The organism is Streptomyces sp. NPDC055239 (assembly GCF_053606205.1).
In genome coordinates, this window is record NZ_JBSGRD010000001.1 from 230,377 (window position 1) to 256,443 (window position 26,067).

At 69.7% G+C, this 26,067-nt stretch carries 16 protein-coding genes and 2 pseudogenes; 14 read left to right on the forward strand and 4 right to left on the reverse strand.

Going from position 1 to position 26,067, the window contains the following annotated elements; all coding sequences use genetic code 11:
- Window positions 1–183: 183 nt before the first annotated feature.
- The 9 genes from ACWFRJ_RS00975 (at window position 184) to ACWFRJ_RS01015 (ending at window position 16,692) form a co-directional block, all read left to right on the forward strand.
- Entirely contained in the window at window positions 184–10,581 is a 10,398-nt protein-coding gene (locus ACWFRJ_RS00975) for an amino acid adenylation domain-containing protein (RefSeq protein WP_453523621.1), read from the forward strand.
- Window positions 10,578–10,784 (forward strand): MbtH family protein, encoded by a 207-nt coding sequence (locus ACWFRJ_RS00980; RefSeq protein WP_453523624.1) that lies wholly within the window; start codon window positions 10,578–10,580, stop codon window positions 10,782–10,784. The genes ACWFRJ_RS00975 and ACWFRJ_RS00980 overlap by 4 nt, the downstream gene beginning before the upstream one ends.
- Before the next feature lie 56 nt (window positions 10,785–10,840).
- Window positions 10,841–11,857, forward strand: a complete 1,017-nt coding sequence (locus ACWFRJ_RS00985; RefSeq protein WP_453523627.1) for an ATP-binding cassette domain-containing protein — start codon at window positions 10,841–10,843, stop codon at window positions 11,855–11,857.
- Window positions 11,854–12,654, forward strand: coding sequence for an ABC transporter permease (locus ACWFRJ_RS00990; protein WP_453523630.1), 801 nt, complete (start codon window positions 11,854–11,856; stop codon window positions 12,652–12,654). The genes ACWFRJ_RS00985 and ACWFRJ_RS00990 overlap by 4 nt, the downstream gene beginning before the upstream one ends.
- 616 nt (window positions 12,655–13,270) lie before the next feature.
- Window positions 13,271–14,101 carry a hypothetical protein gene (locus ACWFRJ_RS00995; protein WP_453523633.1) on the forward strand — a complete coding sequence of 277 codons (831 nt, stop codon included), beginning with the start codon at window positions 13,271–13,273 and terminating at the stop codon, window positions 14,099–14,101.
- A 54-nt stretch (window positions 14,102–14,155) separates the two neighbouring features.
- Window positions 14,156–14,878, forward strand: coding sequence for a class F sortase (locus tag ACWFRJ_RS01000; protein WP_453523636.1), 723 nt, complete (start codon window positions 14,156–14,158; stop codon window positions 14,876–14,878).
- A 287-nt stretch (window positions 14,879–15,165) separates the two neighbouring features.
- Complete coding sequence (gene cynS / locus ACWFRJ_RS01005) at window positions 15,166–15,609, forward strand: cyanase (RefSeq protein WP_453523638.1); 444 nt, start codon at window positions 15,166–15,168, stop codon at window positions 15,607–15,609.
- Between the two features lie 91 nt (window positions 15,610–15,700).
- A complete protein-coding gene (locus ACWFRJ_RS01010) occupies window positions 15,701–16,312 on the forward strand; it encodes a DUF998 domain-containing protein (protein ID WP_453523644.1) in 612 nt (203 codons plus the stop codon).
- Between the two features lie 146 nt (window positions 16,313–16,458).
- Window positions 16,459–16,692: a DUF4158 domain-containing protein gene (locus ACWFRJ_RS01015; protein ID WP_453523646.1), complete on the forward strand. Its 234-nt coding sequence runs from the start codon at window positions 16,459–16,461 to the stop codon at window positions 16,690–16,692.
- A 46-nt stretch (window positions 16,693–16,738) separates the two neighbouring features.
- Here the strand turns inward: ACWFRJ_RS01015 and ACWFRJ_RS01020 are convergent, their stop codons facing one another.
- Window positions 16,739–17,770: a DUF4241 domain-containing protein gene (locus ACWFRJ_RS01020; protein WP_453523649.1), complete on the reverse strand. Its 1,032-nt coding sequence runs from the start codon at window positions 17,768–17,770 to the stop codon at window positions 16,739–16,741.
- A gap of 241 nt (window positions 17,771–18,011) precedes the next feature.
- Here ACWFRJ_RS01020 and ACWFRJ_RS01025 point away from each other — a divergent pair.
- The 3 genes and pseudogenes from ACWFRJ_RS01025 to ACWFRJ_RS01035 all read left to right on the forward strand — a co-directional run.
- A pseudogene (locus ACWFRJ_RS01025) lies at window positions 18,012–18,119 on the forward strand (TOBE domain-containing protein); the annotation flags it as partial.
- A gap of 300 nt (window positions 18,120–18,419) precedes the next feature.
- A complete protein-coding gene (locus ACWFRJ_RS01030) occupies window positions 18,420–19,160 on the forward strand; it encodes a class I SAM-dependent methyltransferase (protein WP_453523652.1) in 741 nt (246 codons plus the stop codon).
- Between the two features lie 70 nt (window positions 19,161–19,230).
- Window positions 19,231–19,401, forward strand: a pseudogene (locus tag ACWFRJ_RS01035) (transposase); the annotation flags it as partial.
- A gap of 5 nt (window positions 19,402–19,406) precedes the next feature.
- On the opposite strand, the gene ACWFRJ_RS01040 reads toward ACWFRJ_RS01035, so the two are convergent.
- The 3 genes from ACWFRJ_RS01040 to ACWFRJ_RS01050 all read right to left on the reverse strand — a co-directional run bounded on the left by ACWFRJ_RS01040 (window position 19,407) and on the right by ACWFRJ_RS01050 (window position 25,068).
- The gene (locus ACWFRJ_RS01040; RefSeq protein WP_453523655.1) at window positions 19,407–22,997 is read right to left on the reverse strand and encodes an NB-ARC domain-containing protein; all 3,591 of its coding nucleotides are present in this window, start codon (window positions 22,995–22,997) and stop codon (window positions 19,407–19,409) included.
- A 601-nt stretch (window positions 22,998–23,598) separates the two neighbouring features.
- On the reverse strand, window positions 23,599–24,522 hold the full coding sequence (locus ACWFRJ_RS01045) for an RNA polymerase sigma-70 factor (protein WP_453523657.1): 924 nt from the start codon (window positions 24,520–24,522) through the stop codon (window positions 23,599–23,601).
- A 72-nt stretch (window positions 24,523–24,594) separates the two neighbouring features.
- On the reverse strand, window positions 24,595–25,068 hold the full coding sequence (locus tag ACWFRJ_RS01050; RefSeq protein WP_453523659.1) for a carboxymuconolactone decarboxylase family protein: 474 nt from the start codon (window positions 25,066–25,068) through the stop codon (window positions 24,595–24,597).
- 200 nt (window positions 25,069–25,268) lie between these two features.
- On the opposite strand from ACWFRJ_RS01050, the gene ACWFRJ_RS01055 reads away from it, so the two are divergent.
- On the forward strand, window positions 25,269–25,607 hold the full coding sequence (locus ACWFRJ_RS01055; protein ID WP_453523662.1) for a hypothetical protein: 339 nt from the start codon (window positions 25,269–25,271) through the stop codon (window positions 25,605–25,607).
- Window positions 25,608–25,949: 342 nt separating this feature from the next.
- The gene (locus ACWFRJ_RS01060) at window positions 25,950–26,054 is read left to right on the forward strand and encodes a TOBE domain-containing protein (protein WP_453525025.1); all 105 of its coding nucleotides are present in this window, start codon (window positions 25,950–25,952) and stop codon (window positions 26,052–26,054) included.
- The last annotated feature ends 13 nt before the right edge of the window (window positions 26,055–26,067 follow it).

The following is a 26,067-nucleotide window of genomic DNA, read 5'->3' on the forward strand; positions in this document are numbered from 1 at the left end:
ATGGATGTGTCGTGCGTCACGCCGCCAATCCGGTTGCTTTGTGACTCCGAAACACTGATGTGACGGCCCATTGGGGGCAACGGCGACTATCTGGACCCGTGGCCATGCATGGGTGCGTCGTGGCGCATATTCGCAACCGCGATGCCGATCGGCTTCCGGTGGTCTCTACAGAGGTGAGAACGCGTGAGTGACACACCGTACGACGGGACTATTCTCCCCACGTATCCGCTGACCGCGGCTCAACGCGGTCTCTGGTTCGCCCAGCGGATGGACGCGCGGAATCCGTCGTACAACGTGGCCGAGTACGCGGACATTCGGGGCCGCATGGACCCCGTGCGCCTGCAGGCCGCCGTGCGCCGGGTCGCGGATGAGCAGGAAGCGCTGCGGCTGACTTTCGGCGAGCGCGAGGGCATTCCCTTTCAGCGGGTTCATCCGACTGCGGGCATCGAGGTTCCGCTGGTCGATCTGTCGCGTCACGACGATCCGCACGCCGAGGCGCTGCGGCGTATGGAGGACTGCCTGGGCCGGCCGGTGGACATCGCCACCGGACCACTCGTGCGCATGACGCTCTACCGCCTGAGCGAGGAACGCCATCTGTTCCACCAGCAGGTGCACCATCTTGCGCTCGACGGCTACGGCGCCGCGCTCGCCCTCGCACGCATAGCCGAGGTCTACACCGGCTTTTCGACTCAGGCCGCAGCCGATCAGGGGACCGGGCCCGACCCCGCTCTGGCGGCGCTGATCGAGGAGGAGGAGACGTACCGGACCTCCGGAAAGCACGGCGCCGACGGCGCGTTCTGGGCGGACTATCTGGCCGACGCCCCTACGCCCACTGGCCTGTCTGAAGAGAGGCGCGCCCCTGGACACGGGTCGTTGCGGGTACGCCGGGAGTTCGCGGCTACGGACGCCGAGCGGCTGCGCGCGGCGGCCAGGCGGGCGGGCGCCGGGTGGCCGACGCTGTTCATGGCGGCCATGGCGGTCTACCTCCACCGCAGCCGAGGGCTCGGGGAGGTCGTACTGGGACTGCCGGTGACCGGGCGACGCACCCCGCTGGCCCGTGCCACGCCGAGCATGCTCAGCAACGTCCTGCCGATGCGGCTGCGCATATCCCCGTCCGACCGGGTCGCAGACGTGGCCAAGCATGCGTCCGCTCAGGCCCGCGAGGTCCTGGCGCACCAGCGCTATCCGTCGGAGAGCCTGCGCCACGACCTTGGCCTGACGGGTGCGGACGTCTCGTTGACAGGACCCTCGGTCAACGTTCTGGCGTTCGACGACCGGCTCAGTTTCGGACCGAACAAGGCCACACTGCACAACCTGTCCATCGGCCCGGTGGAGGACATGGCCCTCGCGGTGCATGCCTCGTACGCCGACGGAGGGATCCATGTCGACCTGCTCGGCAACCCCGGCCTCTATACGCCCCAGGAACTGGCTGCCCATCACGAGCGGCTGTGCCGTCTGATCGTGGCGTTCGCGGAAGACCCGGAACGGACGATCGGCAGCCTGCACGTCGTCGGTGACGACGAACGGCTCCAGATCCTCGGTCTTGGCGCCTCGGACCCCACCGTCGTCGAGGCCGCAGGGCACAACCCGGCCACTCTCCCCGAGCAGCTCGCCGGACAGGCACGGATCACGCCCACGGCCAGCGCCGTGGTCTGCGGCCACAACCGGCTCACCTTCAGGGAACTCGACGCGCAGGTCGACACTCTTGCCCGGGTGCTGGCCGCCAGGGGGGCCGGGCCGGGAACCCGGGTGGCCGTGGGCCTGCCGCGCTGCACGGATCTGGTGGTGGCGATGCTCGCGGTCATGCGGACGGGCGCCGCGTATCTGCCGCTCGACCCCTCGTACCCCGCCGACCGCATCGCCTTCATGATCGAGGACTCGCAGCCGATCGCGCTCGTCGCCACGGTGGAGACCGCGAGCGCCATGGACCCGCAGAGCACTCTCTGCGTGGTGGACCCGGCCCTGGCGGGCCTGGAGCCTGCCGTGGCCGAGCCGCGCGGACCCGGTCCCCAGGACGCGGCGTACGTCATCTACACATCCGGTTCCACCGGCAGGCCCAAGGGCGTCGTCGTGGAGCACCGCTCCCTGAGCAACCTGCTCGTACACCACCGGCAGGAAAGCCACATGCTGGCCGAGCGGACGCTGGGCCGCCGGCTGCGGGTGGCCCTGACCGCGGCCACCTCCTTCGACGCCTCGTGGGACCCGGTGCTGTGGATGGTCGCGGGCCATGAACTGCACATCGTCGACGACGACATCCGGCGCGATCCCGAAGCCCTGGTGGACTTCCTCGTCGAGCAGCGCATCGACGCCATCGAGACCACCCCCACCTACCTGCGGCAGATGCTCACCGCCGGGCTGCTCGACTCACCACGGCACCGGCCCCTGGTGATCGCCCTCGGCGGAGAAGCCGTCGACGAAGCGCTGTGGAACGAACTCGCCGCCCAGTCCGGCCTGCTGGTCTTCAACTACTACGGCCCGACCGAGACCACAGTCGACGCGGTGACCACCCGGATCACGGGCGCTACCCCGGTCATCGGCCGCCCGGTCGCCGGCGCCGGGGCCTACGTGCTCGACCCGTCGCTGCATCCGCTGCCGCTGGGTGCGGTCGGCGAGCTGTACCTGTCCGGGGAGGGCCTGGCGCGCGGCTACTCCGGGCGTCCGGGAATGACTTCGGAGCGGTTCCTGCCGGATCCGTTCGGGGCGCCGGGCGGCCGGATGTACCGCACGGGGGACCTCGCCCGCTGGAGCGAGAGCGGCACGCTGGAGTTCCTGGGGCGCAGCGACCGCCAGATCAAGGTACGCGGCTACCGCGTGGAGACCGGCGAGATCGAGTCCGCGCTGCGGAGCCTGCCGGGTGTCACCGAGGCAGCGGTCGCCCTGACCGGATCCCGGGACGAAACGCAACGGCTGGCCGCGTATCTGGTGACCGACGGCCCGGCCGGGGCAGCCGACGTCGCGGACGTACGGGACGCCCTGGCCGGTCTGCTTCCCGAGCACATGGTGCCCACCGCGTGGGCGACGGTGCCCCGACTGCCGCTCACCCCGAACGGCAAGCTCGACACCGCCCGCCTGCCGCAGGCCACCCCGGTCGCGGCCCGGGGCGGCGCACCGCGCACCCCCGACGAGGAGTTGATGTGTGCGGTCTTCGCCGAGTGCCTGGACGTGTCACGGGCCGGGCGGGACGACAACTTCTTCCTGCTGGGCGGGCATTCGCTGCTGGCGACCCGTCTGGTGAGCCGGATACGCGGTGCCTTCGGCGTCGAAATGCCGATCAGTGCCCTCTTCGAGTCGCCGACCCCGGCCGGTCTCGTCGCCATCCTGGACACCATCCCGACGGCGCGTCCGCCCGTCGCTGCTGCTTCGCCGCGCCCCGAGCGGCTGCCGCTGTCGTTCGGGCAGCAGCGGCTGTGGCTGCTGGACGAGCTGGGCGATGCCGGCGCCTCCTACCATCTGCCGGTTGCTCTGAGGCTTTCGGGCCCCCTGGACCGCGAAGCGCTCGCCGACGCGCTCGCCGACCTGATGGGGCGGCACGAGAGCCTGCGAACCCTCTTCGCCGTGGACGAGGAGGGCCCTCACCAGCGCATCCTGGCCCCGGAGGCCGCCCGCCCGGCACTCGTGGTGATGCCGGACGGCTGCCTGCCCGGCGAACCCGACCGCACGCCCTTCGCCCTCAGCCGTGAACTGCCGCTGCGCGCGCAGCTGTTCCCTGCCGGCCCGGACGAGCACCTGCTCGTACTGACGCTGCATCACATTGCGGCGGACGGCTGGTCGATGGGTCCGCTCCTGCGCGACCTGGGCACCGCCTACGCGGCGCGCACCCGGGGTGAGGCCCCGCGATGGGACGCCCTTCCCGTGCAGTACGCCGACTATGCCCTGTGGCAGCGCGACCTGCTCGGCGACCCACGAAGCAGTGACAGCCTCGCCGGACGCCAGCTCGCCCGCTGGGCGCAGCTCCTCGAAGGGCTCCCGGAGGAGGTGACCTTCCCCGTCGACCGTTCCCGCCCCACGCGGGCTTCTGGCCGCGGCGGGGCGGTGTCCGTGCGGATCGACGCCGCCGCGCACCGCGCGCTGATGCGGCTCGCGGCCGACTGCGGGGCCAGCACATTCATGGTGCTGCACGCGGCGCTGGCCGCCCTCATGGCACGGCTCGGCGCGGGCGACGACATCGCGATCGGTACGCCGGTGGCGGGCCGCACCGACGACTCCCTCGCCGACATGGTGGGCTTCTTCGTCAACACACTGGTCCTCAGGGCCGATACGTCCGGAGCGCCCGGCCTGCGCGAACTGGTGGAGCGGGTACGGCGTGCCGACCTCGCGGCGTACGCCCTCCAGGACACTCCCTTCGAGCGCGTCGTGGAGGAGCTGTCGCCCACACGCTCCCTCTCCCGCCATCCCCTCTTCCAGATCATGCTCAGCCTCAACAACACCCCCGCGCCGCGCCCCGAACTGGCGGGTCTCAGCGTCAGCCACGAGGCCGCCATCGGCCGCTTGGGGGCCAAGTTCGACCTCGCCTGGGACCTGACCGAAGAGCACGACAAGGAGGGGGCTCCGGCCGGTCTCGTCGGTGAGCTGGAGTTCAGCGAGGACCTCTTCGACCGCAGTACGGCCGAGCGCTTCGCCGAGCACTTCACGCGCCTGCTGCGGGCGGCCCTCGCCGACCCCGACCGCCCCACGGCCGACGCCGATTTCCTCACGCCCGACCAGCACGACGCGGCCCTGGACGAGCTGCCCCGGGTCTCCCAGCCGGTGACCGGGGCGAACCTCGCTCACCAGGCAGCGTCGGGTGAGGGCCGGACGGTGGTCGACGAGCTCACCACCCGCGCCGCCGTCCAGCCCGGCCGTACTGCCGTGGTCGCCTCCGACGGCCGCCTCAGTTTCGGGGACCTGCTGGCCCGCAGCGAGCAACTGGCCCGTGTGCTGCGGGACTCGGGAGTCGGCAGCGGCGACCGGGTCGCGGTGGCCCTGCCCCGTACGTCGCTGCACATCGTGGCGCTGTTCGGAGTGCTGCGCGCCGGAGCCGTTTACGTACCGATCGACCCCTCGCATCCCCGTACCCGCAACCAGCTGATCCTCGACACCGCCGCCCCTCGGCTGCTGCTCACCACGGCCGACACACGCGACGCGCTGCCGACGGCGCCGGCCAGTCTGCTCCTCGACGACCCGGCGGTGTGGCGCCCGGACGGGGGAACGACGCCCGAAGCACCGCGTGCCCAGGACGCCGCATACGTGCTCTACACCTCGGGGTCCACGGGCCTCCCCAAGGGCGTCGTCGTCGAGCACCGGTCCCTGGCGAACCTCTTCGCCAGCCACCGCGAGAAGCTGATGGGGCCCGCCGAGGCCGATAACAACGGCCTGCCGCTGCGGGTCGCGCTCACCGCGGCCATGACCTTCGACGCCTCCTGGGATCCACTCCTGTGGATGGTCGCCGGACACGAACTGCACCTGGTGGACGACGCGACGCGCCGCGACCCGGAGGCGCTCACCTCTCTCGTGCACCGCAGCGCGATCGATGTCGTCGAGACCACCCCGTCCTTCCTCGAACAGCTGCGGGCCTGCGGCCTGCTCGCCCCGGGACCGTCCCGCCCTCGTGTCCTCGCGCTCGGCGGTGAAGCCGTGAACGAGTCGCTGTGGCAGGAGCTTTCGACGCTCCAGGACGTAGCGGTGTGGAACCTGTACGGGCCCACCGAGACCACGGTCGACAGCGTGATGGGCCGTGTCACCGCCGGTACCCGCCCCCACCTGGGCCGTCCCGTCACGGGCACCCGTGCCCGCGTACTCGACGAGCGACTGCGCCCGGTCGCCCCGGGAGCCACCGGTGAGCTCTACCTCTCGGGCGCAGGCCTGGCCCGCGGTTACGAGAACCGGCCCTCCGCCACGGCGGATCGCTTCCTGCCCGACCCCTACGGCGTCCCGGGGACCCGGATGTACCGCACGGGCGATCTCGTCCGGCGCAGAGAGGGCCGCCTCGAATACGTGGGGCGCGTCGACGGACAGGTCAAGGTACGGGGCTTTCGCGTAGAGACCGGCGAGATCGGGACGGTGCTCACCGGGCACCTCGATGTGGCGCACTCGGCGGTCGCCGTCCAGGCGGACGCGCGCGGCGAGGGGCGGCTCGTGTGCTGGGTCGTCACCCGCGACGGCCAGGAACTGTCCACCCGCACCCTGCGGGCCTACCTGGCCGACCGGCTTCCCGCTTACATGGTGCCGACGGCGGTCGTCCCTGTGACCGAGCTGCCCCTCACCGCGCACGGCAAGGTGGACTTCGCCTCGTTGCCCACGGCAGCGGACGCCTCCTCCAGTGCCGGGGACGCGGCGACCGACACCGACCCGCCGCGGTCCGCACCGGAGGAGATCTTGTGCGCCCTGTTCGCGGAGAGCCTCGGGCACGAACAGGTCGGGCGCGGTGACGACTTCTTCGAACTGGGCGGGCATTCGCTCCTTGCCACGCGCCTCGTCGGCCGGATCCGTTCGGCGTTCGGCGTCGAGTTGCCGGTCCGTACCCTCTTCGAGTCCACCACCCCGGCGGCGCTCGCCGAGCGACTGGACGAAGCGGGTACGGCGCGCCCCGCGCTGCGCAGGGCACCCAGACCCGCCCTGCCCCCGCTGTCTCCCGCGCAGCAGCGGCTCTGGTTCCTGCACCAGCTGGACCCGCAGGCCGCCGCATACCACATCTCGGTCGCGGTGCGGCTGGACGGAGCCCTGGACTCCAGGGCACTGCACGGGGCGCTCGCCGACGTGGTGGCCCGGCACGAGAGCCTGCGCACCCTCGTCAAGGTCAGCGGCGGTGAACCCTTCCAGGCCGTGCTCGGCTCCGGTGACGCGCGCCCCGGCATGCCGGTGACCGTCCTGGAGGAGCAGGCTCTCGCGCAGGCCCTGCGAGCGGCGAGCGGACAGCCGTTCGACCTGGAGCGGGAGATACCACTGAGGGCCGAGCTGTTCCGCCTCGCTGAGGACCGGCACACTCTGCTGATCACGGTGCATCACATCGCGGCCGACGGATGGTCGATGGGCCCGCTGGCCCAGGACGTCGCCGGGGCCTACGCGGCGCGGACCTCCGGGCGTTCCCCGAGCTGGACGGGCCTGCCGGTCCAGTACACGGACTACGCCCTGTGGCAGCGCGAGCTGCTCGGCGACCCGGCCGACCCGGCCTCGCTGTCCGCCGGTCAACTGGCCTACTGGACGACGCAGATGTCCGGAGCGCCGCAGGAGACGCCGCTGCCCGCCGACCGGCCCCGGCCCGCCGTCTCCACCGGAGCGGGCGGCGTAGTGACCTTCCAGGTGCCCGCGGACACCGCCGCGGCCGTCGGCCGGCTGGCCAGGACGTCCGCCACGAGCACGTTCATGGTCCTGCACGCGGCACTGACGGCCCTCCTGCACCGCACGGGGGCCGGGGAGGACATCACCATCGGCACCCCGGTGGCCGGGCGGACGGACGAGGTACTCGAACCGCTCGTCGGCTTCTTCGTCAACACGCTCGTCCTGCGCACCGGCGTACAACCCGAGATGACGTTCAGGGAGCTGTTGGCCCATGCGCGAGAGACCGATCTGGCTGCCTACGCCCACCAAGAGCTGCCGTTCGAGCGCCTCGTGGAGGCATTGCAGCCCACGCGCTCCCTGGCCCGCCATCCCCTCTTCCAGGTGATGCTCACCCTGAACAACACCCGGCCACCCCGCCTGGACCTGCCGGGCCTGCGGGCGCGGATGGAGGGCGTCGACACCGGAGGAGCCAAGTTCGACCTCTCCTTCGGGTTCACCGAGCGGACCGGAGCGGCGCCCGGCGAGGAAACCCTCGACGCGACCCTGGAGTTCAGCCGGGACCTATTCGACCAGGACACGGCGCACCGCATCACGCAGTGGTTCCTGCGGCTTCTCGACCTGGCCGTCGGCCAACCGGACATCAGGGTCGCCGACCTCGCCCTGATCGACGAGGACGAACAGGCGCGACTGCTGGCCCCCGGCCACGAGAGTGAGCCCGCCTCCGGTCCGGCGAGCGTCCTGGACCGGTTCGCCGAGACCGTCGCCGCCGCCCGCAGCGGTGACATCGCGGTCACCGCGCCCGACGGCCGGATCTCGTTCTCGGAGCTCGACGCCCGCTCAGAGCGCATCGCGGCCCTGCTCGGGGAAACCGGTGCGCGCTCCGGCGACGTGGTGGCCGTACTGCTGCCCCGGTCCGTCGACTCCATCGCGACCCTGCTGGGCGTGCTCAAGGCCGGCTGCGTCTACGCGCCCATCGACGACTCCCTGCCCCAGGGACGGATCGACGCGGTCCTCGACGATGCCGGGCCCCGGTTCGTCGTCACCGCCGGTGCCACGGCCCACCGGGTCGGGGCCACGTGGCCCCAACTGGTGCTCGACAGCACCGAATCGGCCCGCTTCCTGACGGCGCCGCACATCCCCGCCCCCACCGTCTCTCCCGCCCCGGGCTCGGCGGCGTACCTCATCCACACCTCGGGATCCACCGGGCGGCCCAAGGGGGTACTCGTCGGGCACGGCTCGCTGGCCCGGCTCCTTGAGCACCATCGGCGGCAGGTCTTCGGCCCTGCGGTGCGCGCGAGCGGAGAACGGCGGCTGCAGGTCGCCCTGACCGCCGCCCTCTCCTTCGACGCCTCGCTCGACCCCGTGCTGTGGATGATCGACGGACATCAGTTGCACGTGCTCGACGACCTGACAAGGCGCGACTCGGAAGCCCTCGTCGACGCGGTGCGCGACCAGCGCCTCGACGTCCTGGAGTCGACCCCGACCCACGTACGCCAACTGCTGGACGCCGGTCTGTTCGCGCCGGGTCCGCGGCACCGTCCCTCGGTCCTCGTCCTGGGCGGCGAAGCCGTCCCGCAGGCGCTCTGGAACGCACTGCGCGAGGTGCCAGACGTGCGGTGCTGGAACTTCTACGGGCCCACGGAGGCCACCGTCGACACCCTTGTCGCCCCACTGGCCGACACCGACCGTCCCGTGCTGGGCACGCCGGTCACCGGCACCCGTGCCTATCTGCTGGACGCGCGGCTGCGCCCCGTGCCCGTGGGGGTCGTCGGCGACCTGTATCTCGCCGGCGACAGCCTCGCACTCGGCTACCACGGCCGTCCGGCCGAGACGGCGCGCGGCTTCGTACCCGACCCCAACGGCCCGGCCGGAGCGCGGATGTACCGCACCGGCGACCGAGCACGGTACGGCCGGGACGGCGCGCTGGAATTCGCCGGGCGCTCCGACGGCCAGGTCAAGGTGCGTGGCTTCAGGGTCGAGCCCGACGAGGTCGCGGCCGTGCTCGAAGCGCACCCCGACGTCGTCCAGGCAGCCGTGATCGCACACGACGGCGGCCCGGCGGGGACCCGGCTCGCCGCCTACCTGGTGCTGTCCGAAGCGCCGGGCGACCTAGCCGGGATACAGGCCCACGCGGGCCGCAACCTCCCCGCGTACATGGTCCCCACCAGCTGCCAGAGCCTGGACCGCATCCCGCTCACCCCCAGCGGCAAGCTGGACCGCAAAGCCCTGCCCGACCCGGCGCCCTCCGCTCGAGCCGACACCGCGGGCAGAGGGCCTCGCAACCCCCGCGAGGACGTGCTGTGCACCCTCTTCGCGGAGGTGCTCGGTGTCGAACAGGCCCTGATCGACGACGACTTCTTCGCACTGGGCGGTCACTCCCTGCTCGCGACTCGGCTCATCGGCCGTATCCGCACCGCCCTGGGCGTCGAGGTCAGCATCCGCAGCCTCTTCGAGGCGCCGACCGTCGCCGCGCTCGCCGAACGCCTCCTCGACGACGCCGAGGACAATCCGCTGGCGACACTGCTGCCGCTGCGCACCGCAGGAGAACGCCCTCCGCTGTTCTGCGTCCACCCGGCCGGGGGACTGGCCTGGTCGTACGGAGGACTGCTGCCCCACCTCGACCCCGACCAGCCGGTGTACGGCCTGCAGACCCCCAATCTCGACGGCACGGCGCCCTTCCCGGACAGCATGGAGGCCATGGCGGCCGTGTACGTCGCCGAGCTGCGCACCGTGCAGCCGCACGGGCCCTACCACCTCTTCGGCTGGTCCTTCGGCGGCAACCTCGTGCAGGAGGTCGCGGTACAGCTCCAGGAGGCCGGTGAGAAGGTCGCGCTGCTGACCATCCTCGACGCTTTCCCGATCGCGCCGCTCGACGACCTGGACAGTGCGAGCCGCGACACCGTGTTCCGGGCGTTGCTGTCCAACATCGGCGTGGGGGAGGAGGTGCTCGAAGGCAACGGTGAGGTCGAGGCGACCGCCGTACGCGACGCCTTTCGCCGGAGCGGCAGCCCGCTCGGCTCTCTCGAACCGGCCACCATCGAGACGATGGTGGACAACTTCGCCGGCCAGGCACGGCTGATGCGCACGTACACCCCCCGCACGTTCCGGGGCCCCGTCCTGTTCTTCACCGCCGCCGAAGGCCGCCCGCGCGAGGCCTTCGGACTCGAACTGTGGGCGCCGTACATCGACGGACACATCGAGAACCACGACGTGGCGTGCGCGCACGCCCAGATGATGCAGCCCGATGCGCGGGCGCAGATCGGCACCACACTGGCCGCCGCCCTACGCGCCGGTCACCACACCGCACAAGGAGACAACGCATGACGAACCCCTTCGACGACCCGCAGACCCAGCACCGCGTCCTCGTCAACGAGGAGGACCAGCACGCCCTGTGGCCGTCCTTCGCCGACATCCCCGCCGGGTGGGAGGCCGTGTTCGGCCCCGCCGCCCACGCCGCCTGCCTGGACTACGTGGAAGTGCACTGGACGGACCTCACACCCCGCAGCGCCCGCGTCGCCGTGGCCTGATCCAGGTCCTCGTTCCTCAGATCACAACGCGACGCACGGTGCGACGAAAGGCAGCGATGACGCAGCAGCAGAACAGCGTGGCGATACGCACCGAAGGGCTCACCAAGCGCTTCGGGGACAAACAGGCCCTGGCGGGCGTGGACCTGGAGGCGGCGCCCGGCACCGTGCTGGGGGTTCTCGGCCCCAACGGCGCGGGCAAGACCACCACGGTGCGCGTGCTGTCGACGCTGCTCAGACCGGACGGCGGGCAGGCATGGGTGGCCGGGCACGACGTGCGCAAAGATCCCGAGAGTGTCCGGCGCAACCTCGGCCTGTCCGGCCAGTACGCGGCCGTCGACGAGAAGCTGACGGGGCGCGAGAACCTCTATTTGGTCGCCCGCCTGTACGGGATGGGACGGCACGCCGCCCGGCGCAGGGCGGGGTTGCTGCTCGAAAGCTTCCGTCTCGAAGACGCCGCGGACCGGCCCAGCGGGACCTATTCCGGTGGTATGCGCCGGCGCCTCGACCTGGCGGGCGCGCTCGTCGCCCGCCCGCCTGTGGTCGTCCTCGACGAGCCGACCACAGGGCTCGACCCGCGCAGCCGGGCCGACACCTGGGCGTCCATCCAGGAACTCGTCGACGGCGGTACGACGGTCCTGCTCACCACCCAGTACCTGGAGGAAGCCGATCAACTGGCCGACACCATCGTGGTCATCGAGCACGGCAGCGTGGTCGCCCGGGGTTCCGCGTCCGAACTCAAGGGCCGGATCGGCGGCGAACGGCTGTCGCTGACCGTCGCGGACCCCCAGGCGCGGACGACAGCAGCCGAGATCCTGAACGCCCTGGGCGCACACACGCCGGTCCTGGATTCCCGTACGGGCCGCTTCACCGTCGCCGCCGAGCACGGGGCGCAGAGCCTGGAATACGCCTTGGGCTCCTTGCGCCTGGCCGGCGTCGCCGTACGGGAAGTGGCACTCGCGCCGCCCACTCTCGACGACGTCTTCTTGTCCCTGACCGGACAGACCAGGGAGCCCCGCGGACCGGCGGCGGCCGAGGAGAGCCTCGGCGCGGGCGCGGCGGAGGCGGGACGATGAAGGCGGTACGGCGGCTGGCCCGCGACTCGTCCATCGTCGCCTGGCGCAACCTGCTGAACCTGCGCCGCACCCCGGGCTCGGTGATCGCCGCTTTGGTGCAGCCCGTGATGTTCGTCCTGCTGCTGGCCTATGTCTTCGGGGGCAGCCTCGGCGGGGCGGACTACCGGACGTTCCTCATGGGCGGAATCTTCGCGCAGGCCGTCACCTTCAACTCGGCGTTCACCGCCCTTGGCCTGGCCAACGACATGGACAAGGGCATCGTCGACCGCCTCCGGTCGCTGCCCGTACCCAGGATGGCCGTGCTGCTGGGCCGCACGATGTCCGACCTGCTGATGAGCACCGTGACGCTGGTCGTCACCTCCCTGTGCGGGCTGCTGGTGGGGTGGCGCATCGGCGCTTCCGCCGGCGACGCAGTGCTCGGCTATCTGCTCATCCTGCTCTTCGCCTTCGCCATGTCGTGGGTCGGCGCGGCCATCGGGCTGATGGCCCGCAGCGTGGAGGTGGCACAGAGCGCGGGCCTGCTGTGGCTCTTCCCGGTGACCTTCGTGTCGTCGGCGTTCGTGTCGACGCACACGATGCCGGGACCGCTGCGGACGGTGGCGGAGTGGAACCCGGTCTCGGCCACGGCGACGGCCGTGCGTGAGTTGTTCGGCAACCCGGCGCCCAGCGGTGTCCCTGTGAGCGACGCATGGCCCGTTGCCCACGCCCTGCCCTACGCGCTCTCCTGCGCGTGCCTGATCACCTTCGCTTTCATGCTGCTTACGCTGAGGCGCTTTCGCCGGGTGACTCTCGGGTGAGAACACTCGGGCGGTGGCCCTCAGCCCGGCCGATCGCAGGAGTGCTCGGTACCCGGGGGTTCTGCCTGCGACCATGCGGTCCAGGCGGAGGCACGGTCGTGATGCAAGGTCCACAACGGGCCGTTTGACGTTGCCGCCCTCAGGCAGTCGGCCTCGATGAGATGGAGGTGCGTGCCCTCCGCGAGCGGCAGATGCCCAGGGACACGCACTACGAGGTCGACCGTACACGTCACTTCTGAGAGGTCGAGGTACAACTCCCTTTGTCCGCAACGGGATCGTTCGACCAGTTCGTTGCACAGAGCGGCCAGGGACCGTGCGTCGAGGCGGCCGCGTACGGCGATCCACACCTTGGGGCCGGCAACAGCCAGCTCACGGACTGACACAGAAGCGTCCACGGTGCCCCCTTGCCTCGCTGCTCTCTGCGCTCACGCGCTGATTCGGAGTCCGGGGCTCTCTTGGATTGGTGCCGACGTCGTTCCGCCCCGAGCACCTGCCGACCTCTCGAACCTCACGCATGACCAATCCGCGCTCGAGTCCGCTCCGAATCACCGGCACAAGTGACCGAACTTGACCTCGTTGAGCAGCAGTTGAGGTCATCGGAAGGGGATGCTGGATCGTGACAGCTCAGCGCACCGCCCGAATATCAGCGTTGCTGGCCCTGCCTGCGGCGCTCTCCCTGGCCGCGGCGACGCCCGCGCTCGCCCACGACGGACACCACTCCGGAGCCTCGAAGTCAGGAGCGGCCGGTCAGACCTACCAGATCAACCTCGAAGCACTGAACAAGTCGGGCTCACAGGGCACCGCCCTGCTCAGCCTGGACGGCACCAAGCTGACGGTGAAGATCGAGGCCAAGGGTTTGGTGCCCGGCCAGCCGCACGCGCAGCACATCCACGGCTCGACGGACGGGCACGACTTCCACTGCCCTGACGCAGGCGCGGACAAGAACGGCGACGGCATCGTCACGACCGCCGAAGGCCTTCCTTCGTACGGGGACATCAACATCTCCCTGACCACCAAGGGCGACACGTCCAAGAAGAGCGGCCTGGACGTGAAGCGGATGCCGACCGCGAAGGAGGACGGCACCCTGTCCTACTCGCGGACGATCACCGTGTCCCAGGACGTGGCCGACCACATCAAGGATCTGCACGTCGTGCAGCACGGCATCGACCCGAACAACAACAATGAGTACGACTTCGGCAAGGGCAAGAGCGAACTCGACCCCAAGTTGCCCCAGGAGGCCACCGCTCCCGCCGACTGCGGAATGGTCAAGGGAGCAGCAGTGGGCTCCATGCCCGTCGGCGGCGTCGAAACGGGTTCCGGCAGTACGCAGGGCATGGAGTCCCCGGGGCTGATAGCGGGCGGCACGGCCGCCCTGCTGGCCGCCGGTGGTCTCTTCGCCGTGCGCCGCACCATGTCCAGCCGTCGGCCGGTGGGCGACAACAGCTGACGCGATCGCGCTCGGAGCGGGCCCACGACACGGTATGCGGAGGCGGGACGAACCATGGACGAAGAGCGGCAGTCGGGGCAGGACGGCCTCGCGCGAGACCCGCAGCGGCGGCGCGTCGGCCTGGCCGTGGGAGCGCTCGTCCTGGTCCTCGTCGGCGGGCTCCTGCTGGTGGTCGGCATCGGCAGGCAAGAGCCAGCCCCGCCCGGGCGTCCGGACGCGGGGGGCGGACCGTCCTCCGCGTCCGGCCGCACCACTGCGCCATCACAGGAGGACGGCACGGGGGAGCGGGCTGCTCGACGGCCGTTGCCGCCGTCCGATCCCGTACGGGTGTCCATTCCGTCCATCAAAGTGTCCTCGTCGCTCGAGGACCTGGGGCTTGACGAACAGAAGGCGATGGAGACGCCTCGCGACCCCGCGAAGGCGGGCTGGTACCGGCCCGGCCCCACGCCCGGAGCGAGGGGTCCCGCCGTCATAGCGGGCCATGTGACGTGGAACGGAACGCCCTCGGTCTTCTTCAGGCTCGCCAAGCTCAAGAAGGGAGACACCATCGGCGTGCGACGCGAGGACGGCGTCACTGCGCAATTCACCGTCGACCGGGTGGCGCAGTACCCCAAGGACCGGTTCCCCACAGTCGAGGTCTACCGCAACCTCGATCACGCCGGTCTCCGGCTGATCACCTGCGCGGGCGACTACTCGAAGGCGGACCGGCGCTACTCCGACAACATCATCGTCTACGCGACCCTCACCGGATCCGGCCGCACCAGCACACCTCACTGAGATCCTGTTACGAGCTCTTAGTGCTGGTCGGCCAATTCACGGCACCCCAAGGATCTGGCGAGCGAGAACACCATCCTGTGCAAGCCACCTGCGCGCCACGCTTCGTCCGCGGCCGCCGGACGGGCGGCTGATGATCCCGGAAGCGACCAGCAACTGGGCGGACACAGTTGACGCGTCCTCCCTCTTGATCCCTCCACTTGCCTGCGATGCCTGACCGGTCGTGGCGATGGGCAGTGTCCGTTGGTGTGAACGTGTCACCAGGACCACTGTCGTCAAGGGAGATGCACATGCTGAGCAAGCAGGAAGCCGCCGAAGCCGTACGTGAGGCCAAGGTGAAGACCGGAGTGACGTGGGCGCAACTGGCCGAAGCGGTCGGCAAGCCGCCGGCCTGGACCACGGCCGCCCTGCTCGGCCAGCACCCGATGGGCAAGGACGAGGCGGCAACGGCGGCGGCACTGCTCGAACTCGGCGACGACGCCGCCCTCGCTTTCCAGCTCCAGCCGACCCGGGGCGCCCTGGACGCGGCCGTGCCCGTGGATCCCACGATCTACCGGCTCTACGAGGTCATCCAGGTCTACGGTCCGACCATCAAGGAGCTGATACACGAGCAGTGCGGCGACGGCATCATGAGCGCGATCAACTTCCGGCTCGACGTCCAGCGTGTTCCCGACCCTGCGGGCGACCGGGTTGTCATCACTCTCGACGGGAAGTACCTGCCGTACCAGTGGTAATCAGCGCTCCGCGCGGGGTTCCGGGCAGGCTGCGTTCATCCCGATGTCAACGAGCATTGACACGCCCATCCTGTCAACATAGGTTGACGGGATGGGTAATCAGACACTGCTTGCCTGCGGGATGGCCGCCGGCCCACTCTTCACCATCGCGTACCTGCTGGAAGGCGCCAGCCGTGTGGACTACAAGCCGTTCCGTCATCCCGTCAGTTCGCTCGCTCTCGGCCGCGCCGGGTGGACGCAGACCGTCAACTTCTTCGTCACGGGCTCGCTGACACTGATCTTCGCCGTGGGCCTGTGGCGTACTGGGCCTTCCCGCTGGGGTGCACTGCTGATCGGTGTATGGGCTCTCGGCCTGCTGGGCGCAGGTGCCTTCCGCACGGATCCGGTGAGCGGTTATCCCGTCGGCACCCCTCAGCAGCTTCAGCGCCCCACCCGCGCAGGGGCTCTGCACGACCTGTTCTCCCTCATCGGATTCCTCGCCCTTGCCGTGGCCTGTTTCGTCTTCGCCCTGCCCAACTCGCCGGGATGGGCCCTCTACTCGATCGCCAGCGGTGTGCTCTTCGCAACCACGATGGCGCTGGCCAGTGCCGCGTTCAGCCAGCATCGACGCTGGGTGGGTCTGGGCGGACTGATCCAGCGCGTCTCACTCACGATCGGCTTGACCTGGCAGACGCTGCTCGCCGTGCGCGTTCTGCACACTTGACGGTTGTTCCATACTCGCTGTTCACGGCAGTGAGCGCACTGCGGCGCGACCCTGTACTCGTGAAGCTGCCGTTAGTGCTTCGTGTCCAGTTGAGACCGGTGATCGCCACGATGTGGAGATCCAAGTTGTGAGGCGCGGAGGCGCCGGTGCGGCAGGAGTGGGAGCCAGAGGACCTAATCGAGGTCTGGACGCTTCTTGAGGACGAAGTTGTGCGGCTGCGGAACAAGACTGGGGCGAATCGGCTGGGCTTCGCCCTGCTACTGAAGTTCTTCGAGGCCGAGGCGCGGTTCCCTGAGAATGCAGGAGAAGTACCGGCGCCCGCGGTGGCGTACGTGGGCCAGCAGGTGAAGGTACCGGGAGGGGATGCCGTGCCGGGGTGAGGGGTGGGCCAGGTCCAGATGCGGGCCGCAAGGCAACCAGGGATGTTCAACCGTTGTAGGGCACGGCTACGTCGATGCGTAGTACCGCTGGCGAGCTTCCTTGACGTCCTCCGGGAAGGCGTCCACCAGGCCGAAGTTGGTGATCGAGTTGTCGAGCTTCTCCCGCGTCGGCGGAATGGAGCTGGAAGTCGACGACGACGCAGCCAACTTGTCCGGCATCGGTGCGGCCGATCCAGACGGGGTAGGCCCCGTCGCCCTGGCCGGCACGGAAGGTGATGAGGTTCGGCTCGGGCTCCGTGCTGGCCAGTTCGACGGTGAAATGTCTGTCGAGGGGTATGAACAGGTCCTCGTCCAGCTGGTCTTCGATCACCGTCCGAGCCGCATCCATGAAAGCCACTGTGCCGGTATCCACGCCAACCCCGTAGAATTGGCCCTCGCCGAGCAGCCCCAGGTCCTCGTCGGGCCGGAGGGCCATTTCCCACTCGCGGGGCGGGATGTCCAGGAACGTCACGGCCGTGGCGGGCTCGTGGCCCTGCTGGGCGAGGAACGGTGCGAACACCTGCCAGTCGCCGAATTCCGGTACGGGGCAGAGGAAGCTTTCGACGGGCGCCGCGAACCGCCGCACGGGGACGCTCGACGGGCCGGATGTTCGAGCGTGCAGTGGCTCCGTCGACGCTTCCCTCGGCCCGGCGAACTCGGACCTCACCTCGACCTGCCCGTCGGCCGAGACAGTCGTGGTCTCCTGAACATCCCACTTCCCGTACGAGTGGTCCTGCTCGCTGGAAAACTGCCATCGGATGTTCCGGTGAGCCAACAACATCCCCGTGCTGTGCGGCTTGAGGTCGATCATCTGCATGCGCCAGGACCTGTCGTCGAACAGATACACACGCCACATCCGGCGCGGCCAGTATTCGACCAGTGCCAGCGGTCGCTCCCGCGCGGACAGCAGAACCGCGTAATCCACCCCGGCAGCATGCTTGCGTGCCGCGAGCGCGCGCGACATCGGGTCCGGATGGGTCATTCCCCGATAGGAACCCCACATCTCGCCGTACGACACATCAAGACTGTCGAAGATCACAGCCGCACATCTCCCCCCCCGTGGCACCAGCCACCCCCGAGCAGTGGCGCTCGACGGGTGGACCTGAGGTGTGACACACAGGATTATGGGAGGCCAGCAACCTGGGGTTACCGACGAAATGGGCCGCCCCAGGTGACGAAACACAGTCGGTTCGGCGGGCCCCATCGGTGATGCGTGCGTTCGCGTCAGCGCCGACGCTCAAGGGCGGGAACGTGGGCACCCCTGCGCGGGAATCCACCCCAAGGACCTCGGCCTCGCAGAAGGCTCCGAGGTGCGGATCCTCGTCAAGTCCACCGAGGTCTCCCTGGCTACCGGCCCGGTCCAGGGTGCCTCCATCCGCAACCAGATCTCGCCTCCGGCTCCTCCGCCTTCGCGCTGATCAAGTCGACTGAGATCTCCCTCGCCACTGCCTGACCCGGCACCGTCTGGCGCAGCTTGCGGGCCCGCACCCCCTGTCGGGGTGCGGGCCCGGCGATGTTCTGGACGGAGGCCCCTGCCCGGTGGGCGAGTTCCGTGGTGGTGAAGGAGCGTTCCACGACTAGGGCTTGTCCGGCGGATCATGGGCCGAGCCAGGGCCGGATCGAGGCGAGGGCGGGCCGGTGCCCTAATCGTGTTGACCGTCCCCGGCAGGCAGTGCTGGAGTCGGCAGGTGGACAGCATCCCCGCCAACCGGCGGCTCTGGAACCAGATCAGCAGCGCCTACCAGCACGAGCACGACCCGCAGATCGGCGCGACACCCCGGCTGTGGGGCATGTACTCCATCCCCGACGCGCACCTGCACGCCCTGGGCGACGTCACCGGCAAGCGCGTCCTCGAACTCGGCTGCGGCGCCGGCCAGTGGTCCAGGGCGCTTGCCGCCGAAGGCGCCACCGTGGTCGGGCTCGACCTGTCCGAAGCCCAACTCGCCGCAGCGACCCGCGCGATGGGTGCCGCCCGCTACCCGCTGGTGCAAGGCGCCGCCGAACACCTGCCCTTCGCCGCCGACAGCTTCGACCTGGTGTTCTGCGACTTCGGTGGGCTCAGCTGGGCGCCCCCGCACCTGGCCGTCCCGCAGGCCGCACGCGTCCTGGGCCGAGGCGGGCGCCTGGTGTTCAACGTCGCCAGTCCATGGTTCGAAGCCTGCTACGACGAAGCAGCCAGCCGCGTGACCACGACGCTGCAGCAGGACTACTTCGGACTTAACACCATCGCCGAAGACGACGGCGCGACCAGCTATCAGCTCACCTACGGCGACTGGGTCAGGGTCCTGCGCGGCGCGGGTCTCATCATCGACGACCTCATCGAGCCGCGGCCCGAACGCGGAACACCCAACGGCTACAACGAAACCGACCCACCCGACTGGGCGCACCGCTGGCCGGCGGAGCTGCTCTGGGTAACCCACAAACCGTAAGTTCCGCCGCGCCGAGACGTGAAGGCATCCCCTCGCCGGACAGGCCCCAGGGGCTGCTCAACAGACGCGGCGTGGGCGGTGGCGTGATCACTGACAGGTTCTTGAGGGCATCGTGTTCAAGTTCCGCACCGGCTTGCCCTGGAGGGGCCTGCCCGAGCGGTTAGGCCCCTGGCAGACCGGCCACGTACGGTTCGCCCGCTGGGCCGTCGGCAGCACCTTCGACCGCCTCCTGGTCACGGTCAGCACCTACGCGGTCGGCGGGGGCAGGAAAGCGAAACCGTGCAGACCCCGCGTGCTGCAGGCGACCAGGCCGAGATCGTTACCGCCGGTCCAGGAGCAGGTGAGCAACGGTGCCTCCGTACGCATCATCGTTGCGCGTCTGCATGTTGCCCTGTGCCAGACTTCGATGGTTCGTGGTGAGGACACGACGCTGATCCATACCCCGTCCGGAGAGATGGCGATGCTCTTCACCGGGCCCGAATCGGCGCGGAAGGTTCCCGTGACGGTGCCCCGGGTCATGTCCAGGACGCAGACGGTCCCGTGCAGGTCTCCGCTGGCGAGCCAGGTGCCGTCCGAGGCGATCGCCGTGCTCGTCACCGCGGCCGGGTGCCGGGCGACCCTGCGCGGCTTTCGAGATGCGACGTCCCAGACCTTGATCTGTGCGTCAGCACCGCCTGTCACGATCCAACTGCCGTCCGGTGCCGAGGCCGCAGTGGTCACCTTCCCCCGGTGACCGGGCACGGCCAGAGACGTGTCCTCCGGAGCTCCGGGCGCCCAGAACATGACTCTGCCGTCCGCGGTACCGGCGGCGATCGTGCGGTCGGGCGTTACGGCGACGGCGGTGATCGTTGCTTCGTACCACTGGTACCGGTACCGGTGCAGCCGCCCTCCTGACATGTCGAACAACCGTATGTGGGCTGTGCCGTTGCCCGGGGTCGTCCACGTTCCCTCCTCGCACACGGCGATGAGCGTGCCATCCGGGGACAGGGCCGCGAACGGTTCGTAGCCGTGCCGGAAGGGCTCGTTCCGATCGTAGAGCGGCAGCTCCGTCTTCCGGCCGGTGCCCGGCTCCACGGGAGGTCTTCGCACCGTCAGGGTCCCGACCGTGCTGATGACTGCGAGGCGCTCACCGCCTGCGGATACGGAGGCGCTGAGGGCGGATCGCGGAATCGTGACCCTACTGCCCTCCGACGGCACGGTGCGCGGTCTCTCGTCCCGTAGGTCCCACGTTCTGACCGTCCCGTCCGACCCCGCGGTCATGAACCACGAGTCCGAATGGGCGAAGGCCACGTCGTTCACCGCTCCCAGGTGCCCGGTCGCGAAGAGCCGGGAGCCGTTGCTGAAGCTTCGGATCTGAGTCGCGCCGGTAGGGCCCGCGATGGCGATGAGGTCGCCGTCGTCGGAAACGGCGAGAGCCGTCACCGGCCCCGCATCCACGATGAGTTGCGCGTGCCTGCCGTTCAATGCGGGCACTGCACGATGGGTGGGACGGCGCACCAAGTACAGTCCGCTACCCGTGGACAGGACGACCCCGTGATTACGGGCCACGGCGACAGGACCGACATGGACTTCATCGGTGGAGACGGGGGTGCTGCGCCGGGACGTGCCGGTCATCCACCGCACCACCTCTTTGTGGCAGGTGGAGAAGAAGTGAGAGCCGTCCGGGTGGAAGGAGATCCCTTTGATCGGCCACGCGTGGTGCTTGAGCTTGGCGGTGCAGGAGCCGTCATCCGGGTTCCAGGTTCTGAGCGTGCGATCCGCACTGCCGGTGACCAGCAGACTGTCGTCGGGGGAGAGTGCGAGAGCGGTCAGCGCCTTGTCGTGGCCGGAGAACGTTCCCGCGCACGTCCAGGTCGCCGTTTCCCACTTCTTCGCGGTCCCATCCGCGCTTCCCGTCACCAGCCAGGAGCCGTTCGACGCCACGGAGATGGCAGCCACCCGGTCCGTGTGCGCCCGCACCGTGGCCAGACGACTCCAGGTACGTGTCTCCCACACGTGGAGGCTGCCGTCCGCACAGCCGCCGACCAGCCACGCGTCATCGGGGGCCACGGCGAGTGCGGTGACCGGACCGGGATGGATCAGCGAGCTGCGCAGGAGGCCGTCGGCCAGGTCCGGTGGCTCCCACCGTTGCGCAAGCCCCGGTCCCGTCCGGTCGCGGACCAGCGCGGCGACCTGACCACGCCAGGCCGAGCGGTGCCCGAGCCTGCTGTAGAGGACGTGCTTCAGCGCGCACTCGGGGGTGGTGGGTGTGAGCAGGTGCGCGACGCGGGACAGCTCCCGGACACGTTGTGCTGCCTCGCGGGTGCCCAACTGGGCGAGATCGCTGTACGGCGCCACCGGGCCGCGCTGGTACAACCGGCGTTCGATCCACCGCAGGTCCTGGGCGACCGTGCCGGCCAGTTCGGAACGGTCGGCAGCGATCAAGTGGGCGATCAAGTGATCGAGCGCGTAGCCGTACGGTGTTTCCCACCAGCTCGTCTCGGGCGACGGATCATCCGCCACCAGCGGTTCGCCCGGCGCCAGGTCCAGGGCCATGGCGCGCGTGAGCTTGCCGTGCACGAGGCTCAGTTGTCTATCGGTCAGTTGTCGCTGCAAGTAGTCACGGACGACGTCGTGCAGTGAGACGAATCCACTGCCTTCGCTGTGCAGGGTCAGCAGGGACAGGTTCGCCAGCGTGCGGATCAGTTCACGGGCGCGGCTTCCGTCGTGCTCTCCGTGCCAGAGGCGTGCGACCAGTGCGACCGGGATGCTTTCGTCTTCGGCGAACACACCCAGTTCGATGAAACGCCGTGTGTCCTCGGGGGTAAGCAGACGTGTGGCAGCCTCCACGGTCGCCCGGACGGCCTTGCGTCGCTCCTTGGGGTCGTCGACATCGAGCGGGACCGTCGGATCGACGCCGACCGGGCCGTGGGCCCGCAGCCGCTCCAGCACGTCGCGTGTCGCGTCCGCCGGGTCGGCCCCCGTCTCCAGGTCGGCGGCGATGAGGCGATTGGCCAGCCGGAGCAGGAGGGGCCATCCTCCCGTCACGGCGAGGATCAGCTCGGTCGTGGCCCGGGGCAGTTCCGGGAGTCCCCAGGTCAGCGCTGCGCGGGCTTGGTTGTCGGACATGGCGTCGACCCGTACTTGATGGGCGTCGCCGGGCAGGGCTTTGGGGACGCAGGTCGTGACCAGGCGTACGACGTCGCGTCCACCGTGCAGGAACGGCTCGAGTTGTTCGCCTTCCCAGATGTCGTCCAGCACCAGCAGGGTCCGTGGCTGCTCGTCCAGGAGCCGGCCCAGGTGGGCCCCGGCCAGTCCGGGGTCGTCGAACGTGGTGGTGTCCCCGGTGACGAACCTGGTGACCTCGGCGACCTTGGCGGCCAGGGCTTCACGACCGCGCACCTCGCGCCCGATCGTCACAACGAAGATCCGCCCCCGGAACCGTCTGCGGACCTTGGGGTCCGCGCACGCCATCTCGGCCAGCGTCGTCTTCCCGAATCCACCGGCTCCCCGCAGCGCGGTGGTGATGCCGATCGTCCCTCGTGCCCGCCGGCACAACGCCTTGATCACATCGAGGGACTCCGAGCGCGCGACCACCCACTCCGGTACGGGTGGCACCGCCGGTATCGGCGGCCCGGTCGGGGTCCACCGGCTCGTCAGCCGTTGGAGCAGGAGGCTCAGCAGTACCCCGATCACGGTGAGCAGCGCGCCCGCGGCCCAGGGATACTCCCTCAGCACGTCCAGCGGCCCTGGCCAACGCTCCTGCGAGGACGCCTGGTTGGTCGCCAGACCCAGCAGCGTGACCACTACGGCGCTCGTCACGGCCAGGGCGAGTAGCCCCGCTGCCTGCAGCGTCATCGTTCTCAACCGCACCCCTCGATGCCGTCCCTCAGTAAAGGCGACGACCTGGCGTACCGAGGAGTTCCCCGTCGGTCACACGGCCACACCTAGTAGTGCTCTGTCACTGGCCTTTCCCGGAGAGTTGTCGGATCCGGGGCATGCCGGATCTAGTGGTAGACCGGTGCCGGTCAAGCAGCCGTTGATGAGGTGTGGAGCGTGCTGGAGTTCGCGCATGCCCCTGCGGACAGCTTGCTCCAGCCGGGCCCGGTCGGTGAACACGACGTTGGCGATGACGGCTCGTCGCAGTAGGGACCAGGATCCGCACCCAAGTCTGTTTCTGTAGGTTCTGGTGTCGCTCTTTAGCGTGTGCGCTGACGGCTGCAGCTGTCTGGGGCAGGTGTCGGTGACCGGGGACCCCGGCACGGCCGAGTGGCGAAGCCACTGTGAAGCTCACTCGCAGCCGACTCGTCTGCCTCGTCCGCCGGGGCGTCCTCACCTGACTCGACTGCGGCCTCTGTCAGACACGGACTTGACGCCCTCAGGCGCCTTGGTCGGGTGGCGGGTTCGTGGCGTTGACGACTGCGAAGAACGCTTCGATGCGGCCGCTGTGCGCCGAGGGTCAGCGTGTCTGCCTGCGGTTCTGCCGCACCTCGCGGTCCACGGCCCAGGCGTCGGCGACCGGGCCGAGGTGGGCGAGTTTGTCGGGGTTGATGACGGAGTGGATGGTCTGGATCCGTCCACCGAGGACGTCGAGGGCGAAGATGTGCAGGACGTTGCCGTCGCGGTCGCGGAACAGCGCGCCCGGCTGGCCGTTGATGTCGCGCGGCTCGCAGGTGATGCCGGTGCGGGTCATCAGCGGGTGCACGGTGGCCAGCAGTCGGGCCACATTCTCGGCGCCGGCCACCGCCCGGGCCAGCTGCGGGGCCTTGCCTCCGCCGTCGCCGACAAGCTGGACGTCGGCGGCGAGCAGGCTTTGCAGCGCGTCCACCTCCCCGCGGGCCATGGCCTCGAAGAACCTCTGCGCCAGCTCCCGCTGCTCGTCCCGGTCGGCCTCGAAGCGAGGCCGGCCCTCGTGCATGTGGCGGCGCGCCCGCACCAGCAGTTGCCGGCAGGCCGACTCCGAGCGCCCGACCGTCTCGGCGATCTCGTCGAAGCCGAAGGCGAAGACCTCCCGTAGCACGAACACCGACCGCTCCAGCGGGCTAAGGCGTTCCAGGAGCAGCAGTGCCGCCATCGAGACAGAGTCGGCGAGCTCCGTCGCGCGAGCCGGGTCCTGGTAGGGGTCCTCCAGCAGCGGCTCGGGCAGCCACGGCCCGAGGTACTCCTCGCGCCGCACCCGGGCGGAGCGCAGCACGTCGATGGCGATGCGGGTCACCGTGGTCGACAGGAACGCCTTGGCCGACACCGGCCGGGTGGTCGAGGCGTCGTAGCGCAGCCATGCCTCCTGGACCGCGTCCTCCGCCTCGCCGACACTGCCCAGGATCCGATAGGCGATCGAGAACAGCAGCGGCCGCAGCTCCTGGAATTCCTCAACCTTGCTCACACCTGTACCCCTGATCGATCGATGCCCTGAGCTTTCTCGATCTTGGCACCGGCAGTGTGGGAACGGGGCGGTTCAGTGAAATCGGCCGGCCTCGTACCCGCCGCCCGGCTGGCGGGTGATGACATTCAACCGGTTCGCCATGTTCATGAACGACACCAGCATCACGAGGGCGGTGAGCTGCTGCTCGTCGTAGTGTCGGGTGGCCCGCTGCCACACCTCGTCGTCGACGCCGGTGGCCGCGTCTGCGGTCCGGGTGCCCTGCTCCGCCAGGGCCAGCGCCGCGCGTTCGGCCTCGGTGAAGACGGTCGCCTCCGGCCAGGCCGCGACCAGGTTCAGCCGCACCGTGTCCTCGCCGGCTGCGGCCGCGTCCTTGGTGTGCATGTCGATGCAGGCCGCGCAGCCGTTGATCTGGCTCACCCGCAGCGCCACCAGCTCCTGCACCGCCGCGGGCAGCGCCGTCTCCTTCAGCGCCCGTCCTGCCGCCATGACGTGATTGAGGACGTTGCCGGCGTTCGCCTCGGCGAAGTAGTTCAGTCGTGCGTCCATCGTGTGCTCCTCAGGATCGGTCTGCGGTCAACCCCTGGGACGAGGCGGCCCCCACGCCTGTGACACGGTGCGAAGTGACGCACGTCACCCCGCCTTTCCGCCCCGGGGATGTCACAGGTCGGGCGGCCGCCTCGTCCCGTGCCCGGAAGCCTTGATCAAGGTTCTTCCCTTCGTCCGCTCGCCCTAGGAAGGCCACTGGCATGGAGACCCTTCGGTATGTGTTCCTCGTCTTTCACCTCTTCGGCTTCGCAGCGATCCTGGGCGGGCTGTTCTACCAGCTGCGGAGCAAGGACCCGGTGACAGGCGGCTACATGGTCACCAGCGCGGGTGTCCAGCTGGTCACGGGTGCCGGGCTGATATGGACCCGCATGTCGCTGGACCTGCCGGTGATCGACGCGAAGATGTGGGTGAAGCTGGCCCTGGACGCCCTGGTGGCGGCGGTCGCGCTGGTGGGCATGCGCAACCGGAAGGCGTGGGCGTTCTACGGTGTGGGCACCTCCACGGCCGCCGCAGTCGTGGTGGCCGTCGCCTGGACATAGTGGCCCGCTCGCGCCGACGCTCATCACGAGCGCGAATGCCTGTGCTGACCAGTGCAGTTCACAAATCAGGAACACGACCCAGATCGCGTTCGCGCTGGCCCGGATCTCGCTGCGCGCCGGGCCGTCACTTCAGAGGATCCACACCCTACGTACATCCTGGTCAGGGTCGGCTAGGCCGAAAGGGCCCGTTCACACGAACCGCCCCTGGAAGGGCACTTTGGTGGTAGAGCGCGCGTCCAAGCCGAGCCTGACAAGCGTCGTGGTCGCAGTCCATGCCGGTGGTGGTACAGACGTCCCACCTGACTGCGACGATCCCAACGGGAAAGGCCAGGCGCATGCGTACTGACCGCTGCCGTCACCGGGGAAACCGTCGCCGATCTGAAGCTGGCCTCCGGCTCCTCCGTCGTCGCCCTGATCAAGTCGACCGGCGTCTCCCTCGCCGTCTGATCCAGCAGGCCCT